General features: G+C 66.0%; 15 protein-coding genes and 1 riboswitch. Of the genes, 12 read left to right on the top strand and 3 right to left on the bottom strand.

Annotated elements, in window-relative coordinates:
• Positions 1-319: 319 nt before the first annotated feature.
• Positions 320-1,960, top strand: a complete 1,641-nt coding sequence (locus VSR34_RS26760; RefSeq protein ID WP_342964031.1) for a GMC family oxidoreductase N-terminal domain-containing protein — start codon at positions 320-322, stop codon at positions 1,958-1,960.
• 40 nt (positions 1,961-2,000) lie between these two features.
• Here VSR34_RS26760 and VSR34_RS26755 read toward each other — a convergent pair whose 3' ends face one another.
• A complete protein-coding gene (locus VSR34_RS26755) occupies positions 2,001-2,948 on the bottom strand; it encodes a LysR family transcriptional regulator (RefSeq protein ID WP_028212060.1) in 948 nt (315 codons plus the stop codon).
• Positions 2,949-3,102: 154 nt separating this feature from the next.
• Between VSR34_RS26755 and VSR34_RS26750 the strand changes: the two genes are divergently transcribed.
• The 11 genes from VSR34_RS26750 to VSR34_RS26700 all read left to right on the top strand — a co-directional run bounded on the left by VSR34_RS26750 (position 3,103) and on the right by VSR34_RS26700 (position 14,883).
• The gene (locus VSR34_RS26750) at positions 3,103-3,582 is read left to right on the top strand and encodes a CidA/LrgA family protein (RefSeq protein ID WP_028212061.1); all 480 of its coding nucleotides are present in this window, start codon (positions 3,103-3,105) and stop codon (positions 3,580-3,582) included.
• Between the two features lie 40 nt (positions 3,583-3,622).
• On the top strand, positions 3,623-4,345 hold the full coding sequence (locus VSR34_RS26745) for an LrgB family protein (RefSeq protein ID WP_028212062.1): 723 nt from the start codon (positions 3,623-3,625) through the stop codon (positions 4,343-4,345).
• Between the two features lie 240 nt (positions 4,346-4,585).
• Positions 4,586-4,704: riboswitch (S-adenosyl-L-homocysteine riboswitch) on the top strand.
• A gap of 33 nt (positions 4,705-4,737) precedes the next feature.
• Positions 4,738-6,156 (top strand): adenosylhomocysteinase, encoded by a 1,419-nt coding sequence (ahcY, locus tag VSR34_RS26740; RefSeq protein ID WP_028212063.1) that lies wholly within the window; start codon positions 4,738-4,740, stop codon positions 6,154-6,156.
• A 134-nt stretch (positions 6,157-6,290) separates the two neighbouring features.
• Positions 6,291-6,644: a phage holin family protein gene (locus VSR34_RS26735; RefSeq protein WP_028203399.1), complete on the top strand. Its 354-nt coding sequence runs from the start codon at positions 6,291-6,293 to the stop codon at positions 6,642-6,644.
• Between the two features lie 31 nt (positions 6,645-6,675).
• On the top strand, positions 6,676-7,506 hold the full coding sequence (gene metF, locus VSR34_RS26730) for a methylenetetrahydrofolate reductase [NAD(P)H] (RefSeq protein ID WP_028212064.1): 831 nt from the start codon (positions 6,676-6,678) through the stop codon (positions 7,504-7,506).
• A 315-nt stretch (positions 7,507-7,821) separates the two neighbouring features.
• Entirely contained in the window at positions 7,822-9,456 is a 1,635-nt protein-coding gene (locus VSR34_RS26725; protein ID WP_028231378.1) for an ABC transporter substrate-binding protein, read from the top strand.
• 130 nt (positions 9,457-9,586) lie between these two features.
• Complete coding sequence (locus VSR34_RS26720) at positions 9,587-10,600, top strand: ABC transporter permease subunit (RefSeq protein ID WP_028212066.1); 1,014 nt, start codon at positions 9,587-9,589, stop codon at positions 10,598-10,600.
• Positions 10,601-10,654: 54 nt separating this feature from the next.
• The gene (locus tag VSR34_RS26715) at positions 10,655-11,572 is read left to right on the top strand and encodes an ABC transporter permease subunit (RefSeq protein WP_028212067.1); all 918 of its coding nucleotides are present in this window, start codon (positions 10,655-10,657) and stop codon (positions 11,570-11,572) included.
• Between the two features lie 2 nt (positions 11,573-11,574).
• Entirely contained in the window at positions 11,575-12,573 is a 999-nt protein-coding gene (locus tag VSR34_RS26710; protein WP_028212068.1) for an ABC transporter ATP-binding protein, read from the top strand.
• Entirely contained in the window at positions 12,570-13,604 is a 1,035-nt protein-coding gene (locus VSR34_RS26705; protein WP_342964030.1) for a peptide ABC transporter ATP-binding protein, read from the top strand. The genes VSR34_RS26710 and VSR34_RS26705 overlap by 4 nt, the downstream gene beginning before the upstream one ends.
• Before the next feature lie 184 nt (positions 13,605-13,788).
• Positions 13,789-14,883, top strand: a complete 1,095-nt coding sequence (locus VSR34_RS26700; RefSeq protein WP_342964029.1) for a TraB/GumN family protein — start codon at positions 13,789-13,791, stop codon at positions 14,881-14,883.
• 177 nt (positions 14,884-15,060) lie between these two features.
• On the opposite strand, the gene VSR34_RS26695 is transcribed toward VSR34_RS26700, so the two are convergent.
• Together VSR34_RS26695 and VSR34_RS26690 are read right to left on the bottom strand one after the other, a co-directional pair.
• Entirely contained in the window at positions 15,061-16,014 is a 954-nt protein-coding gene (locus VSR34_RS26695) for a DUF979 domain-containing protein (protein WP_342964028.1), read from the bottom strand.
• The gene (locus VSR34_RS26690; protein ID WP_342964027.1) at positions 16,011-16,763 is read right to left on the bottom strand and encodes a DUF969 domain-containing protein; all 753 of its coding nucleotides are present in this window, start codon (positions 16,761-16,763) and stop codon (positions 16,011-16,013) included. The genes VSR34_RS26695 and VSR34_RS26690 overlap by 4 nt, the downstream gene beginning before the upstream one ends.
• Positions 16,764-16,975 lie beyond the last annotated feature (212 nt).

Raw genomic sequence — 16,975 nt, 5'->3', positions numbered from 1 at the left:
CTTCGCGTGCGGTCATCCGTGTTGTGTTCGTTGTCGTGACCGGGGGCGGCTTGGCGCACCGTCCTCGCCCCGCGAAGCGTTAGCGAAGTGATCGATGCCGGTGCGCTCCAGCGTTTCCTGTGCAGCTTGCTGGAACCTTTCCATTTCGGCGCTGACGCCTGAGCCGCCTTCCATCATAGGCGGCGAGGCCGTGCCACGATTAGAGGTGGCGCTCTGACATAAACGCTGCCCCTGTACCGCACGCATTCCTACAATGCGCGATCAATGCCAGAAACGAACGAGCGTGCATGTAGCATGCCACGACAGGAGACCGGAGACGATGCAATACGATTACATCATCGTAGGCGGCGGCTCGGGCGGCGCCTCGCTGGCCGGGCGCCTGGCCGAACGCTGCCCTGACGCGAGCATCGCGCTCGTCGAAGCGGGGCCGCACACGGCGCGCAATCCGCTCGTCAAGATGCCGCTCGGGGTCGCGGCGCTCGTGCCGTTTCGCACGCGAAACAACTACGCCTACGAGACCGTGCCGCAGCCGGGGCTCGCCGGCCGGCGCGGCTACCAGCCGCGCGGCCGCGGCTTCGGCGGCTCGAGCGCCATCAACGCGATGATCTACACGCGCGGCCATCCCCTCGACTACGACGAATGGGCGCAACTGGGCTGCACGGGCTGGGCGTGGCGCGACGTGCTGCCGTACTTCCTGCGTGCCGAAGACAACGAGCGCGGCGCGAGTGCCTGGCATGGCACGGGCGGGCCGCTCGCCGTGGCCGACCTGCGCGAGCGCAATCCGGTGGCGGTACGGTTTGTCGCCGCCGCGTGCGAGGCAGGCTTTCGCCTCAACGACGACTTCAACGGTGAGGAGCAGGAGGGCGTCGGCTTCTATCAGGTGACGCAGCGCGGCGGCGAACGCTGGTCGGTGGCGCGCGCCTGGCTATACGACGAGACACGCGCACGCAAGCTGCCGAACCTGCATCTGATCGCAAACGCCACGGTGCTGCGCGTGACGTTCGATGGGGCGCGCGCGAGCGGCGTGGAGCTTGCGCGCGGCGGCGCGATCGAGACGCTCGAGGCGCGCGCCGAGGTGATCCTTGCGGCGGGCGCCTTCAACTCGCCGCAGCTGCTGATGTGCTCGGGCATCGGCCCCGCCGACGAGTTGCGCGCGCTCGGCATACCCGTGCGCCACGACGCGCCCGACGTCGGGCGCAACCTGATCGACCACATCGATTTCACCTTCAACAAGCGCGTGCATTCGAGCGAGACCGTGGGCTACTCGTTGCGCGGCGCGGCGCGTATGAGCGCGGGCCTCGTGCGCTATCTGGTCGGGCGGCGCGGCATGCTCACGACGAACGTCGCGGAGGCGGGCGGCTTCCTGAAGAGCCGCCCGGAGCTCGACCGGCCCGACCTGCAACTGCACTTCTGCACGGCGCTCGTCGACGATCACAGCCGCCGCCTGCACTGGGGCCACGGCTACTCGCTGCACGTGTGCGTGCTGCGCCCGGCGAGCCGCGGCACCGTCACGCTCGCGAGCGCCGACGCGCGTGTGGCGCCTGTGATCGACCCGCGCTTTCTATCCGATGTTCGCGATCTCGACGCGCTCGCCAATGGCGCACGCATTGCCCGGCGCATCCTCGACGCGCCCGCGCTCGCGCAACTGGGCGGCAGCGAGCTTTACACCGATCCCGGCCAGAGCGACGCGCAACTGCGCGAGACGATCGCCCGCCATGCCGACACGATCTATCACCCCGTAGCGACTTGCCGCATGGGAGGCGACGAACGCTCGGTGGTCGATCCGCAATTACGCGTGCGCGGCGTGGAGGGCCTGCGCATTGCCGACGCCTCGGTCATGCCGACGCTCATCGGCGGCAACACGAATGCGCCGACCGTGATGATCGGCGAGCGCGCCGCCGACTTCATCGCGCACGCGAGACATGCCAGCGATACCGGACTTCAGCGCGTGGTGGTTTGATGCACCGCCTCGCGTTTTCTGCTTTTCCGCGGCCGTGGCTTCAGGACGATTCCCCCGGCCGCTTCTCCAGCCCCGGCGGATGCACGAAGTCGTCGAGGAACGTGAATGGCTTGCCGTACTCCGCGCGCGCGACTTCGAGCCAGGCGCGCGCCGCGTGCGATAGATAGCCGCTGCGCTTCCAGCCGATCGCCATGTCCCAGGTGATCTGCGGCTCGCTCACGGGCAGGCAGGTGAAACGCTCGGCGTCGAGCCGGCGCACATACGGCGCGGGCAGCAGCGCGATGCCCACGCCGGCCAGCACGAGCGCCGCCATCAGGTCCCAGTGGCCGCTGCGCCCCACCACCTGCGGCACGAAGCCGGCCGTACGGCACGCGTTGAGCACGACGTCGTTGAGCGCGAGGCTCTCGCCGTAGAACACGAACGGCTCGCCGGCCAGCTCCGCGAGCGGCACCGCGAGCTTGTTGTCCCAGCGCGAGCCGCGCCGCGCCACGAGCCACAGCAGCTCGTGCGAGATCGGCAAGACGTCGATGAGCGCGGGATCCACGGGCAGCAGCACGCCGCCCAGCTCCAGTTCGCCCGAGATCAGCGCGGCCTCGATCGCCCGTGAGCCCTGCTCGAAGAGCTTCAGTTCGATTCTCGGATAGCGCTGGCGGAACGTCGCGATCGCGGGCGTGAAGAGCGAGCCGCCCATCGGCGGAATGCCGATGGTGAGTTCGCCGCGCCCGAGCGTGCCCAGGTCGGCAAGCTCGGCCTCCAGTTGCGCCTGCGCGGCGAGCACGTCCTGGCCGCGCTGGTAGACGATGCGCCCGGCGTCGGTCAGCACCATCTGGCGTGCGTCGCGCAGGAGCAGCTGCGTGCCCGTCTCGTCTTCGAGCGCCTTGACCATCTTGCTGATGGTCGGCTGTGTGACATGCAGTTTTTCGGCTGCGGCGGTGAAACTCTGTTGCCGCACCACCTCGATGAAATAGCGAAGCGCGCGCAGTTCCAAGATCGGGACTCCACAAATGTGCAGGAGGAACGCTCAGCGGTGTGCCGAGTTGGTGCATTCCAATAGGGAATGTAACTGATGATTCTAAGTCATTATGTTTATGGAGCGTGGAACCCTATACTGACTTCCATTCCAGTGTCACTTAGGGTTTGCCATGACTACTCCGAACACGACCGCGAAAGTCTCCGCAAGCGCCGCGCGCAACGGGGATGGCGTGGCGGGCCTCGGCCGGCGCATCGGGCGCATCGCGGCGCAGGCTGCGCTGCTGGCGGGCGTCTGGTATGCCGCCGACGCGCTCACGCGCGTTACGCATCTGCCGGTGCCGGGCGGCGTGGTGGGCCTCGTGCTGCTGCTAGCGCTGCTTCTCTGCGGCGGCGTCACGCCGCGCTGGGTAAAGGCGGGCGCCGACTGGCTGCTCTCCGACATGCTGCTGTTCTTCATCCCGGCCGCTGTCGCGGCGGTCAAGTACGGCGGCCTCTTTCGCGCCGACGGCTGGCGTCTCGCGCTCGTCGTGGTGGGCGGCACGCTGATGGTGATGGTGGCCGTGGCGTTCGCCGTCGAGCAGGCCGCGCGCCTCGAGCGGTGGCTCGCGCTGCGCCGCGTGCGCAACACGCGCCACCTGGCGCGGGCTTGAGGCGTGAGGCGCCTGAATCGACAATGAAGGTGACTGCATCATGAACGCGTTCTATTCGTCGCTCTTCGCCGACGACGCCGCGCGGCTCATCGCCGCCGTCTGCTTCATCCTGACCGTCGCGCTCTATTTCGCTTCGAAGGCGCTCTATGCGCGCTTTCGCGCGCCGTGGCTCACGCCGCTCGTCGCGGTGCCCGTGGTGCTCGGCGTGTTCGTCCTCGCGCTCCATATTCCCTACCCCGTCTACTTCCAGGACACGCGCTGGCTCATGTGGCTGCTCGGCCCGGCCACGGTGGCCTTCGCGGTGCCGATCTACGAATACCGCGACCTCATCAGGCGCCACTGGATCTCGCTCACGGTGGGCGTGACGGTCGGCATCGTCGTGGCGGTGGGCGGTTCGCTTGCGCTGGCCAAGCTCCTGCACCTGTCTCCCGAGTTGCAGCGCAGCCTCATGACGCGCTCGATCTCCACGCCGTTCGCGCTGGCCGTGTCCGACAAGATCCACGCGCCGCGCGACCTCACGGCGCTCTTCGTGATCGCCACGGGCGTGTGCGGCATGCTGTTCGGCGAGCTGGTGCTCGGCCTCGTGCCACTGCGCACGCGGCTCGCGCGGGGCGCGCTCTTTGGCGCGGCGGCCCACGGCGTGGGCACGGCGAAGGCCCGCGAGCTGGGCAGCGAAGAGGGCGTGGTCGCGAGCCTCACGATGATGATCGCGGGCGTGGTGATGGTGCTGCTCGCGCCGGCGCTCGGGTTCCTGCCGGTTTGATGGGCGGCGGCCGCGCTCGCGCCCGCTTCATCGCGTACCCGGACGTCGCTTACCCGCGTATCGCCGACGCGCATGTCGCCAATGCGCATGTCGCCGACGCGCATGTCGCCAACGCGCATGTCGCCAACGCGCATGTCGCCTACGCAGAGGTCGCACACGCGCGTGTCGCCGACGCGCACGTCGCCAAAGCACAAGTCGCCTGCGCGCGGAGGCCATTCCGATTTGCTACAATCTCGGCTCGCTTTCGAGGAGCGTTGCGACGGGTTTTCTCTAACCCGCCAGGCTCGAAAGTGCTTCAATCCGGTTCAATCCACGGAAATCCCACGGAATCGACCGCACTGAAACGGCGCTCACGTCTTTAATTTCTAGTCACTTTTAGAAAGGAGGGCGTGATGAACGCCGCAGTTCCGCAAGATCAAGCCAACGATTTCGTCGTCGCCGATATGTCGCTCGCCGGCTGGGGCCGCAAGGAGCTCGACATCGCCGAGACGGAAATGCCCGGTCTCGTGCAGATTCGCGAAGAGTACAAGGCGCAGCAGCCGCTCAAGGGCGCGCGCATTGCCGGCTCGCTGCACATGACGATCCAGACGGGCGTGCTGATCGAGACCCTGAAGGCACTCGGCGCCGAAGTGCGCTGGGCCTCGTGCAACATCTTCTCGACCCAGGACCACGCGGCCGCCGCCATCGCGCAGGGCGGCACGCCGGTGTTCGCGTTCAAGGGCGAATCGCTCGACGAATACTGGGAGTTCTCGCACCGCATCTTCGAATGGCCGAACGGCGAGTTCGCCAACATGATCCTCGACGACGGCGGCGACGCCACGCTCCTGCTGATCCTCGGCTCGAAGGCCGAAAAGGACCGTTCGGTCATCGCCAAGCCCACGAACGAAGAGGAAGTCGCGCTCTACAAGTCGATCGCCGCGCACCTCGACATCGACCCGACGTGGTACTCGAAGCGCCTCTCGCAGATCAAGGGCGTGACCGAAGAAACCACGACCGGCGTGCACCGCCTGTACCAGATGGAAAAGGACGGCCGCCTGCCGTTCCCGGCCATCAACGTGAACGACTCGGTCACGAAGTCGAAGTTCGACAACCTGTACGGCTGCCGCGAGTCGCTCGTCGACGGCATCAAGCGCGCGACCGACGTGATGATCGCGGGCAAGATCGCGGTCGTTGCCGGCTACGGCGACGTGGGCAAGGGCTGCGCGCAGTCGCTGCGCGGTCTCGGCGCGACCGTGTGGGTCACGGAAATCGATCCGATCTGCGCGCTGCAGGCGGCGATGGAAGGCTACCGCGTCGTGACGATGGAATACGCCGCCGACAAGGCCGACATCTTCGTGACGGCAACGGGCAACTACCACGTGATCGGCCATGACCACATGAAGGCGATGCGCCACAACGCCATCGTCTGCAACATCGGCCACTTCGATTCGGAAATCGACGTCGCTTCCACGCGCCAGTACCAGTGGGACAACATCAAGCCGCAAGTCGACCACATCATTTTCCCGGACGGCAAGCGCGTGATCCTGCTGGCCGAAGGCCGCCTCGTGAACCTGGGCTGCGCCACGGGCCACCCGTCGTTCGTGATGTCGAACTCGTTCACGAACCAGACGCTCGCGCAGATCGAACTGTTCGTGGAAGGCAAGAAGTACGAGAACAAGGTGTACGTGCTGCCCAAGCATCTGGACGAGAAGGTCGCGCGCCTGCACCTCGCGCGCATCGGCGCGAACCTGACCGTGCTGTCCGACGACCAGGCTGCGTACATCGGCGTCGACAAGAACGGTCCGTTCAAGCCGAACCACTATCGCTATTAACAGGCTTAAGGACCGTTTAAGCGATCGGGCGGATGCTGACCCCAATCCCTGCGCACGCAACGTGCGTGCGGACCGCGGGCGGCATCCGCCGCCGGCCCTGCCGACATAAAAGCAACGATGCAAAAGGAGTCCTTATGACCGTGCTGCTGACCTGGCTGATCAACGCGCTCGCGCTCCTGATCATCACCTGGCTCGTTCCGTCGATCCACATTCGCAGCTTCGGCACCGCGCTCATCGTCGCGATCGTGCTCGGCCTCATCAACGCCGTGCTGCGCCCGCTCCTGATCGTGCTCACGCTGCCCGTGACGATCCTCACGCTCGGCCTCTTCATCCTCGTGGTGAACGCGCTGTGCTTCTGGCTCGCCGCATCGCTCCTGAAGGGCTTCGAGGTATCGGGCTTCTGGTCGGCATTCTTCGGCTCGATCCTGTACAGCATCGTGTCGTGGCTGCTCTCGGCGCTGATTTTCGGCAACCGCAGCCTCGGCTGACGCTAGCCAAGGCCTTTACGGCCTCATCAACATGAAACCGATCGAACTTTCATTCGAATTCTTCCCGCCGAAGACGCCGGACGGCGTCGAGAAGCTGCGCGCCACGCGCGCCCAGCTCGCGACGCTCAAGCCGAAGTTCTTCTCGGTGACGTTCGGCGCGGGCGGCTCGACCCAGCAGGGCACGCTCGATACCGTCGTCGATATCGCGAAGGACGGCATCGAAGCGGCGCCCCACCTCTCGTGCATCGGCTCCTCGAAAGAGAGCCTGCGCGCGATTCTCGGCGAATACCGCTCGCACGGCATCCGCCATATCGTGGCGCTGCGCGGCGACCTGCCCTCGGGCATGGGCGCGGTGGGCGAACTGCGCTACGCGTCGGAACTCGTCGCCTTCATCCGCGAGGAAACCGGCGACGCTTTCCATATCGAAGTGGCCGCGTATCCCGAGTACCACCCGCAGGCGCGCTCGCCGCGCCACGACCTCGAAGCGTTCGCCCAGAAGGTGAAGGCGGGCGCCAATTCGGCGATCACGCAGTACTTCTTCAATGCCGACGCGTATTTCCGCTTCGTCGAAGACGCGAAGAAGCTGGGCGTGGATATTCCGGTCGTGCCCGGCATCATGCCGATCACGAACTACACGCAGCTCATGCGTTTTTCCGAGATGTGCGGCGCCGAAGTGCCGCGCTGGGTGGCCAAGCGCCTCGAAAGCTTTGGCGACGACCGCGAGTCGATCCGCGCGTTCGGCCTCGACGTGGTGACGGACCTGTGCCGCCGTCTCGTCGATGCGGGCGTGCCGGGCCTGCACTTCTACACGCTCAATGCGGCGTCGGCGACCAAGGCCATCTGCGAGCGGCTCGGGTTTTGATCTCTCGCCGGCGGCGCAAGTCGCCAGACGGCAAAAAAACCGCGCGGTTCCCGAACGGGCCGCGCGGTTTTTTATTGAGAGCGCGATTCGAGCGGCGTACATGACGGCGCAGCGCGTGGCAATTCGGCGCGGTATTGTCCTGTTCCAGCAAGCCAAACCAGGCAAATGCACGCTGCATCGCAGCATGCGGCAACGGCTGCTCCTGTCAACCCGGCGTTTTCCGCAAGCGACGGGACTTTTGGTTGCTTGACTGCGGCACGTGCTCAAGTAAGATCGCGCTACGCTGGCGCAAGCCGGCATTGAACCGGAGGAAACATGAAACAAAACAAACTGTTGCGTGCGGCACGAATGACGTCTCTCGTGGCGCTCGCAGCGGCATCGATTGGCGGCGCGCCGCTCGCTCACGCGGCGCAAAGCATTCCGAACAAGACGCTCGTCTACTGCTCGGAAGGCAGCCCCGCTGGCTTCGACCCGGCCCAATACACGACCGGCACCGACTTCACCGCGAACACGTTCACCGTGTATAACCGCCTCGTCGAATTCGAGCGCGGCGGCACCAAGGTCGAGCCGGGCCTCGCGCAATCGTGGGACGTTTCCGCGGATGGCAAGACCTACACGTTCCATCTGCGCCATGGCGTGAAGTTCCAGACCACGTCGTTCTTCAAGCCCACGCGCGAATTCAACGCCGACGACGTCGTGTTCTCGTTCGAGCGGATGCTCGATCCGAACAATGCGTTCCGCAAGGCGTACCCGGTGTCGTTCCCGTACTTCACGGACATGGGCCTCGACAAGCTGATCGCGAAGATCGAGAAGGTCGACCCGTACACGGTCAAGTTCACGCTGAACGAGCCGAACGCGCCGTTCATCCAGAACATGGCGATGGAATTCGCCTCGATCCTGTCGGCTGAGTACGCCGATCAACTGCTGAAGGCGGGCAAGGCCGCCGACATCAACCAGAACCCGGTCGGCACGGGTCCGTTCATCTTCAAGAGCTACACGAAGGACGCGACGATCCGCTACGACGGCAATCCCGACTACTGGAAGCCGGGCGCCGTGAAGCTCGCGAAGCTGATCTTCTCGATCACGCCGGACGCGAGCGTGCGCGTGCAGAAGATCAAGCGCGACGAGTGCCAGGTGATGAGCTATCCGCGTCCCGCCGACATCGCGCCGCTGAAGGCCGAGCCGAACATCGCGATGCCGTCGCAGCCGGGCTTCAACCTGGGCTACCTGTCGTACAACGTCACGCACAAGCCGCTCGACAACGTCGATGTGCGCCACGCGCTCGACATGGCGATCAACAAGAAGGCGATCATCGACTCGGTGTACCAGGGCGCGGGCCAGCTCGCGACCAACCCGATGCCGCCCACGCAGTGGTCCTTCGTGAAGAACCTGCCGGCGAATGCGTACGATCCGGAGAAGGCCAAGGCGCTGCTCGCCAAGGCCGGCCAGTCGAACGGCTTCGAGATCACGCTGTGGGCGATGCCCGTGCAGCGCGCCTACAACCCGAACGCACGCCTGATGGCCGAGATGATCCAGGCCGACTGGGCCAAGATCGGCGTGAAGGCGAAGATCGTCACGTATGAGTGGGGCGAATACATCAAGCGTGCACACGCGGGCGAGGACGACTCGATGCTGATCGGCTGGACGGGCGACAACGGCGACCCCGACAACTGGCTCGGCACGCTGCTCGGCTGCGAGGCCGTGAACGGCAACAACTTCGGCAAGTGGTGCTACAAGCCCTTCGACGAACTGGTCCAGAAGGGCCGCCAGACGTCGGAAGTCGCGCAGCGCACGAAGTTCTACCAGGATGCGCAGCATATCTTCGCCCAGCAACTGCCGTTCTCGCCGATCGCCCACTCGACCGTCTATCAGCCGGTCAGCAAGAAGGTGACCGACATGCGCATCGAACCGCTCGGCTACGCGCGCTTCGACGGCGTGGGCATGCAGTAAGGATAATCGGGTAAGACTTTTCGCTCGGTCCGCTGATCAGCCCGGACCGGCGGAAAATGGTCCGGCGACCGGGGTCACGAGCCCCTGTCGCCGGTTGCGTTTCATTTCAAGCTTTTTGGGGGAACATCATATGTTCCGCTTCGTATTGCGCCGCATCGGCATGGTGATTCCGACGTTCATCGGCATCACCATTCTGGCGTTCGCACTCATTCACCTGATTCCGGGCGATCCCATCGAAGTGATGATGGGCGAGCGCGGCGTCGATCCGCAAATGCACGCCGAGGCGATGCACCGCCTGGGGCTCGACGAGCCCTTGCCGATGCAGTACCTGCACTACGTCTGGCACGCGGTGCACGGCAATCTCGGCACCTCGATCATCACCAACACGAGCGTGATGGGCGAGTTTCTCGCGCGCTTTCCCGCCACCGTCGAGCTCTCGATCTGCGCGCTCATCTTCGCGCTCGCGATCGGCTTGCCCGCCGGCGTGTTCGCGGCGTTGAGGCGCGGCACCGCCGTCGACCATGGCGTAATGGGCACCGCGCTCACCGGCTACTCCATGCCGATCTTCTGGTGGGGGCTCATCCTCATCATGGTGTTCTCGTCGAAGCTCGGCTGGACGCCTGTGTCGGGGCGCATCGCCGTGGAATTCGACATTCCGCACGTCACGGGCTTCATGCTGATCGACTCGCTCCTGCCCGGCACCGACGAAGGCGCGTTCCGGTCCGCGTTGAGCCATCTGATCCTGCCTGCGATCGTGCTCGGCACGATTCCGCTCGCCGTGGTCGCGCGCATGACGCGCTCGTCGATGCTCGAAGTGCTGCGCGAGGACTACATCCGCACCGCGCGCGCCAAGGGCCTCTCGCCCCTGCGCGTGATCGTCGTGCACGCGCTGCGCAATGCGCTCATTCCCGTGGTGACCGTGATCGGTCTGCAGGTCGGCACGCTGCTCGCCGGCGCGGTGCTCACCGAAACGTTGTTCTCCTGGCCCGGCATCGGCAAATGGCTGATCGACGCGATCAGCCGGCGCGATTATCCAGTGGTGCAAGGCGGCATTCTCATGATCGCGACGCTTGTGATCGTCGTGAACCTGTTCGTCGATCTGCTGTACGGCGTGCTCAACCCGCGCATTCGACATACGAGGTAAGCGAGCCATGAACATGCACACCCCCCAACACCCCAACCGCGACCAGGAGGCATGATGGCTGACATTCAGAACACCGTGCCTCGCGCCGTCACGCCGCCTTCGGGCCGCGCGCTCGTGCTGCGCGAATTCTGGGCGAACTTCTCGCGCAACAAGGGCGCCGTGAGCGCCGGCGTGATCGTGCTCGTGCTCATCTTCGTCGCGATCTTCGCGCCGCTGATCGCGCCGCACAGCCCCATCGAGCAATACCGCGATTCCGTGAAGATTCCGCCCGCGTGGCTCGACGGCGGCAACTGGAAGTTCATTCTCGGCACCGACGAAGCGGGCCGCGACATCCTCTCGCGTCTCATGTACGGCGCGCGGCTCTCGCTGTGGATCGGCTGCGTTTCGGTCGTGCTCGCGCTGATTCCGGGCATCGTGCTCGGGCTCGTGGCCGCGTTCTTCGAGAAGTGGGCCGACACGCCGATCATGCGTCTCATGGACGTGCTGCTCGCGCTGCCTTCGCTGCTGCTCGCCGTGGCCGTGGTCGCGATCATCGGCCCGGGTCTCACGAACACCATGCTCGCGATCGCGATCGTGGCGCTGCCCGGCTACGTGCGTCTCACGCGCGGCTCGGCTTTGGGCGAACTGCACAAGGAATACGTGACCGCCTCGCGCGTGGCCGGCGCCGGCACGCTGCGCCTGATGTTCTCGCAGGTGCTGCCCAACTGCACGGCGCCGCTCATCGTGCAGGCGACGCTCGGCTTTTCCTCGGCGATTCTCGACGCCGCCGCGCTCGGCTTCCTCGGCCTCGGCGTGCAGCCGCCGAGGGCGGAGTGGGGCGCCATGCTCGCCTCGGCGCGCGACTATATCGACAGCGCATGGTGGATCGTCACGATGCCCGGTCTGTCCATCCTCATTTCGGTGCTCGCGATCAACCTGCTCGGCGACGGGCTGCGCGACGCACTCGATCCCAAGCTCAAGCGGATGGCATGAACATGACCACAGAACTGCTAACTATCCGCAACCTGGCGGTGGACTTCAACGGCCTGCCCGCCGTGGACCGCGTGAATCTCTCGGTGGGGCCGGGCGAAGTGCTCGGCATCGTCGGCGAATCGGGCTCGGGCAAGAGCGTGACGATGATGGCGCTCATGGGCCTCATCGACGCCCCCGGCAAGGTGAGCGCCGACTCGATCACGTTCGACGGACGGGATCTGCTCAACGCCACGGGCAAGGAGCGCCGCAGCATCGTCGGCAAGGACATCGCGATGGTGTTCCAGGACGCGCTCACGAGCCTGAACCCGAGCTACACGGTCGGCTATCAGATCAAGGAAGTGCTGAAGCTGCACGAAGGCTTGCGCGGCGCCGCGCTGCACGCGCGCGCCCTGGAGCTGCTCGATCAGGTCGGCATTCCCGACGCGAAGAACCGCATCGACAACTTTCCGCACCAGATGTCGGGCGGCATGAACCAGCGCGTGATGATCGCGATGGCCGTGGCCTGCAACCCGAAGCTGCTGATCGCCGACGAGCCCACCACGGCGCTCGACGTGACGATCCAGGCGCAGATCATGGAGCTGCTCGTGCGCCTGCAGAAGGAGCGCGGCATGGCGCTCGTGCTGATTTCGCACGATCTGGCCGTGGTTTCGGAAGTCGCGCAGCGCGTGGCCGTGATGTACGCGGGCGAGATCATCGAGACGAACCGCGTGCCCGATATCTTCTCGCGTCCGCATCATCCGTACACGGAGGCGCTGCTCGCCGCCATTCCCGAGCACAACAAGGGGGCGATGCGGCTTGCCGCGCTGCCCGGCATGGTGCCCGGACGCGACGACCGGCCGGGCGGTTGTCTTTTCGCGCCGCGCTGCAAATACGTGGTGGACGACTGCATGAAGGCGCGCCCCGCGCTCGACGCGGTGGCGGATGAGAGCGGCTACGCGCAAGTGCGCTGCATCAAGCCGCTGAACGCGGCGGTGAATCTTTCCCAAGGAGGCGCGCGATGAACGCAGTCCAGCAACACGCGGCTCATGAGGACCACAAGGAAGACAAGGTTCTCGTCGCGGAAGATCTCAAGAAGCACTACACCGTCAAGCGCGGCATGTTCGGCTCGGGCACCGTGAAGGCGCTCAACGGCGTGTCGTTTTCGCTCACGCGCGGGCGCACGCTCGCCGTGGTGGGCGAGTCGGGCTGCGGCAAATCGACGCTCGCGCGCCAGCTCACGATGATCGAGCCGCCCACTTCGGGCAAGCTCACCATCGACGGCGAAGACGTTGCGCACGCCAACACCGCGAAGATCGCCGCGCTGCGCCGCCGCGTACAGATGGTGTTCCAGAACCCGTTCGCCTCGCTCAACCCGCGCAAGACCGTGGAGCAGACGCTCGGCGAGCCGCTCGCGATCAACACGCGGCTCACGGCCAGCGAGCGCGCGGACCGCATCGCGCACATGATGCGCATCGTGGGCCTGCGTCCCGAGCACGCCAAGCGCTATCCGCACATGTTTTCGGGCGGCCAGCGCCAGCGCGTGGCGATCGCGCGCGCGATGATCCTCGACCCGCAGATCGTCGTGGCCGACGAGCCGGTCTCCGCGCTCGATGTCTCGATCCAGGCGCAGATCCTCAATCTGTTCATGGACTTGCAGGAGCAGTTCCGCACGAGCTACGTGTTCATTTCGCACAACCTGGCCGTGGTCGAGCACATCGCCGACGACGTGATGGTCATGTACCTGGGCGGCGTGGCGGAACTCGGCGACAAGCACACGGTGATCTCGCGTCCGCGCCATCCGTACACGCGCTCGCTGCTCTCGGCCACGCCCGCGATCTTCGAAGGGGATCGCCGCGTGAAGATCAAGCTCGAGGGCGAATTGCCTTCGCCGCTCAATCCGCCATCTGGTTGCACGTTCCATCAACGGTGTCCATACGCGATCGAGAGATGTCGTAAGGAAGTCCCCGCACTTCGCGAAGTCGATGGCCGTCAGGTATCCTGCCATCGTGCAGAGGAGGTGGGGGAAGAGGATGGGCGGCCCATGCCGGCCTGAAGCGACGGCGGCGCGTCGTTTTATGTTTGCGCGCCGCCTGCTGTGGGGCGGCCGTCGCGCCGCCTTTTTCGTTGTTTTTTCCACCGTTTTTTTCACCGCTTTATCTACCGTCGCGCTGGCTGCTCTCGCCGTGTTTGCGGGGCGGCGCGCGGCTCGTCGGGTGACATTCGGTTTGGCTTGTGGCGTGCCTTTTAGTGTGGCGTTCCGTGCGTTGCTGAGGATGGCGCCGAGCGCGGCGCTCGTGCTGGCGCTCGCATGCAGCGCCCTGGCGGCATTGCCTGGCGTCGCCTTAGCCGCGGGTGCCGCCGCCCATACGCCGGGCGTGCGCCCTGCCGTGCCCGTACCGCGTGGCTCGAGCGGCGGCATTCCCGGCTTTCACGCCGCGCCCGCCGTGCCGAGCTATGCCTCGGGCACGACGGCTGGCGGCCCGGTGCGCACGCAACCGGCGCGCATGCCGTTCTACGTCGCCACGCGCGGCAATCTCACCCTCTATCTGCTCGGCACGCTGCACGTGGGCGACCCCGCCGACTATCCGCCGGGCCAGCCGTTTCGTCCGCAGATTCTCGCGGCGCTCGCCGCCTCGCCCATTCTCGCGCTGGAGCTTTCCCCCGACGATCTGCTCGTTTCCCAGGACGACGTCTCGAAATATGGCGTCTGCCGGCGGCCCTGCCTGCCGGGTCTCTTGCCCGATCCGCTCTGGCAGAAACTGGCGGCGCGCCTGCGCGGCAATCCCGAAGCGCTCGCCGAGATCCGCAAGATGCGGCCGTGGCTCGCCTCGCTGCTCGTGGAGACCTACGATTCGCTGAGCGCCGGCCTGCAGACCGAGTACGGCACCGAGGCGCAATTGCAGAACGTGTTCCTGCGCTGGAAGGACCGCCGCATCGTCGGACTGGAGACGCTCGCCGAGCAGATGCGCACCTTCACGAACCTGAGCCTCGCGCAGCAACGCGAAATGCTCGCGCAGGATCTCGCGCAGACGTCGGCGCAAAACGTCGCCGACGTCCAGACGCTCCTGCACCTGTGGCGCGTGGGCGACGCCGACGCGATCGCCGCGTGGGATTCGGCGCGTACCGAAAAGCTCTCGCACGATGCGCGCGTGGCGGCATCGGTCGACAACCGCATCGTCTACGAGCGCAACCGGCGCTTCGTTTCGCGCATGCAGCAATACGTGGCGCCCAACAAGCCGCTCTTCGTGGCGGTCGGCGCGCTTCACCTGGGCGGCCCGAGGGGCGTGCTCGAACTGCTGCGCCAGCGCGGCTTCACGGTCGAGCCGGGCTGAAGGGCAGATACCCTGCGTTCCTGACGCGAGGCGTTCGCGCTGGCGCGAACACGCTTGGTCGAGCCTCGGCAGGGACGCTCGACGCGGCTTCGTTGCCCAATCACCGTTGCCTTGATTGCAGTAAAAAAGCCGGCTCGCACCGGCTTTTTCGTCCTGTTTCGCGACCGGGCGCGCGCGTCAAAACCCGAACACGTTCAGCAGCACGATATTGGCCGCGAGTATGCCCAGCGCCGTGGGCACCTGCACGCGGATCACCGCGTTCTTGTCGGGCAGTTCCAGCAGCGCCGCGGGCACCATGTTGAAGTTCGCGGCCATCGGCGTCATGAGCGTGCCGCAGTAGCCCGAAAACATGCCGATGGCGGCCATCATCGCCGGATTGACGTGGAACACGCCCACCAGCACCGGCACGCCCACGCCGCCCGTCATTACCGGAAACGCCGCAAAGCCGTTGCCCATGATGATGGTGAAGAGCGCCATGCCGACGCAATACACCACCACGGCGACGAAGCGCACGTCCATGTTGATCCAGGACGTCGTGATGTGCGCGACTGCCTTGCCCACGCCCGCGTCCGAGAACACGAGGCCGAGCATGCCGAGCATTTGCGGCAGCACGGCGGCCCACGAGAGCGCGTCGACGAGGCGGCGCGTTTCCTGCATCGACTGGCCGACGCTGTCGCGCGTGATGATGCACGCGATCACGAGCGCGATCACGCAGCCAGCGCCGAAGCCGATCAGCGTGACGTTCTTGGGGTCGATGAGCGGCGTGCCGCCGAAGACGAGGTGGCTCGCCGCGAGCGTGAGTGCGACGGTGATGACGGGAATCGTGAGTGCCGGGACGAAGAGCTTGTTGCCCAGCCGCTTCGCGCTCGCCATGCGCGTCTCGAGCGCGAGCACCTTGGGTTTCGCGGCCGTCACACCGCCGCAGCCCGCAATGAGCGCCATGGCCAGCACGAGTACGCCCACGACTTGGGCGGGCAGCCGGTCGCCAGTCAGAAAGATGAGCGCGTAGAGCAGCCAGAAGCCACCCGCCGTGAAGCGGCGCGGATGCGCGCGATCCACGGCGATCATGCCGCCCACGATCAGCAGAACGATGCCGACCAGCCAGAAGAGCCAGTTGAGTGTGAGCGTCATGCTTCGTCTCCCGGGCGGGTCGCGGAGGCCACCGCGCTGCCGTTGCCGGCTGGCTTGCGCGCGCCGCCCAGCTCGCGTTCGAGCTTGCGATCGAGCAGCCAGAGCCGCGTGCCGTGTATCACGAACGCGCAGATCGCCGTGGGGATGCCCCAGAACGCCACGTGGATCGGCTCGACGGAGACGCCCGCTTCCTTGAGCAGCGTGACCATCAGCACGATTGCGCCGAACGCCACGAAGATGTCCTCGCCGAAGAAGAGGCCGACATTGTCGGTGGCGGCCGAGTACGCGCGCAGCTTGTAGCGCACGGCGTCGGAAATCTTGCCGAAGCGGTTTTCGGTGGCGCCTTCGGCCATGGGGGCGATGAGCGGACGCACCATCTGCGGATGGCCGCCGAGGCCCGTCAAGCCGACTGCCGCCGTGAGCTCGCGCACGAGCAGATAGACGATGAGAAGGCGCCCCGCGGTCGCGGCCTTGATGCTGCCGATCCAGATCTGCGCGCGCTCGCGCAGGCCGTGGCGCTCCAGCAGGCCGATCACGGCGAGCGGCAGCAGGATGATGAGCGGGATGTTGCGGGTCTTGATGAAGCCGGTGCCGATGGCGGCGAGGATCTTGCCGGGCTCGAAGCCCGCGGCGAAACCGGTGACGACGGCCGCCGCGGCGACGATCAGCATCGGATTGAAGCGCAACAGGAAGCCCGCGATGATGACGGCCACGCCGATTAGCGGCCATAGGTTGACGGTGCTCTGCATGTGGATCTCCAAACGTATTGGCTTGTCGTGGTTTGCCGCGGGTCGCGGCTCTGACTTCGCGGCTCTGACGGCCGTTCGGACTACTACGAACCTGCTTGGTATGACTATGCCTGGCAAGCCTCGGCTACCCGAAGGTTTGCCTTGCGAAAAGCTTCTGCGATGCGGCTCGACTGACGCGCGGCCATGCCGCGCGTTCCAGTGTATGGGCGCGA

The sequence above is a fragment of the Paraburkholderia sp. JHI2823 genome (genome assembly GCF_038900695.1).
GTDB classification, from domain to species: domain Bacteria; phylum Pseudomonadota; class Gammaproteobacteria; order Burkholderiales; family Burkholderiaceae; genus Paraburkholderia; species Paraburkholderia mimosarum.
This window is presented reverse-complemented; position numbering and strand designations above follow the sequence as displayed.

Excerpts from the sequence above, each read along its gene's own strand:
- VSR34_RS26760 (WP_342964031.1), top strand. The coding sequence starts at position 320 with ATGCAATACGATTACATCATCGTAGGCGGCGGCTCGGGCGGCGCCTCG.
- VSR34_RS26750 (WP_028212061.1), top strand. The coding sequence starts at position 3,103 with ATGACTACTCCGAACACGACCGCGAAAGTCTCCGCAAGCGCCGCGCGC.
- VSR34_RS26745 (WP_028212062.1), top strand. The coding sequence starts at position 3,623 with ATGAACGCGTTCTATTCGTCGCTCTTCGCCGACGACGCCGCGCGGCTC.
- ahcY (WP_028212063.1), top strand. The coding sequence starts at position 4,738 with ATGAACGCCGCAGTTCCGCAAGATCAAGCCAACGATTTCGTCGTCGCC.
- VSR34_RS26735 (WP_028203399.1), top strand. The coding sequence starts at position 6,291 with ATGACCGTGCTGCTGACCTGGCTGATCAACGCGCTCGCGCTCCTGATC.
- metF (WP_028212064.1), top strand. The coding sequence starts at position 6,676 with ATGAAACCGATCGAACTTTCATTCGAATTCTTCCCGCCGAAGACGCCG.
- VSR34_RS26725 (WP_028231378.1), top strand. The coding sequence starts at position 7,822 with ATGAAACAAAACAAACTGTTGCGTGCGGCACGAATGACGTCTCTCGTG.
- VSR34_RS26720 (WP_028212066.1), top strand. The coding sequence starts at position 9,587 with ATGTTCCGCTTCGTATTGCGCCGCATCGGCATGGTGATTCCGACGTTC.
- VSR34_RS26715 (WP_028212067.1), top strand. The coding sequence starts at position 10,655 with ATGGCTGACATTCAGAACACCGTGCCTCGCGCCGTCACGCCGCCTTCG.
- VSR34_RS26710 (WP_028212068.1), top strand. The coding sequence starts at position 11,575 with ATGACCACAGAACTGCTAACTATCCGCAACCTGGCGGTGGACTTCAAC.
- VSR34_RS26705 (WP_342964030.1), top strand. The coding sequence starts at position 12,570 with ATGAACGCAGTCCAGCAACACGCGGCTCATGAGGACCACAAGGAAGAC.
- VSR34_RS26695 (WP_342964028.1), bottom strand. The coding sequence starts at position 16,014 with ATGACGCTCACACTCAACTGGCTCTTCTGGCTGGTCGGCATCGTTCTG.
- VSR34_RS26690 (WP_342964027.1), bottom strand. The coding sequence starts at position 16,763 with ATGCAGAGCACCGTCAACCTATGGCCGCTAATCGGCGTGGCCGTCATC.